The 536-nt window shown below is 46.3% G+C and carries 1 pseudogene; it reads right to left on the bottom strand.

Annotation, left to right across the window (positions count from 1 at the left end):
• Nucleotides 1–125 precede the first annotated feature (125 nt).
• A pseudogene (locus AACX88_RS17580) lies at nt 126–536 on the bottom strand (hypothetical protein); the annotation flags it as partial.

The following is a 536-nucleotide window of genomic DNA, read 5'->3' as shown; positions in this document are numbered from 1 at the left end:
AATCAAACCTTTCCAAACACCGGCCGATTGACAGATTCCGCTACCCGTCTCAGCCCCAATCGCCATTCCTGGTAAAGCCAGGCTGAGCATGACAGCAGTGAATGCTGACAAAAGTAACTTTCGTATCATTGAGCCGCCTCTTTTTCTGATTGCTGATTTATACGCGTATACTCGCGTACATCTGCCTGAGCAAACTGCTGTACTTTGAAGTAGGTTCCTTCAACCGATATGATTGTAGGGGTGGACTTAATCAGGAACCGGCTAATGATTTCAGGGTTGATCTTGTACATCTGCCCATAGAACTGGCCGCGCAACTCCTCTAAATGCTTCCAGCCATCATCACGTTTGATTCGCGTAAAAATGGGCATAACTTTTCCTTCGCCGAAACGGTGACGAAACTGTATTTTGGCCCATGTCAGCTGCTCAGAATTCATTGGGTCAAAAACGATCATTGTCAGTTTCTGTGGAAATTGAGCAAGAGGATTTCCCTTCTGCCCTGCGGCAGCAATGAGGTTACCTTGGTTATCTCTAATATC

It is taken from the genome of Brevibacterium metallidurans (assembly GCF_037101285.1).
Lineage (GTDB): Bacteria > Actinomycetota > Actinomycetes > Actinomycetales > Brevibacteriaceae > Brevibacterium > Brevibacterium metallidurans.
This window is presented reverse-complemented; position numbering and strand designations above follow the sequence as displayed.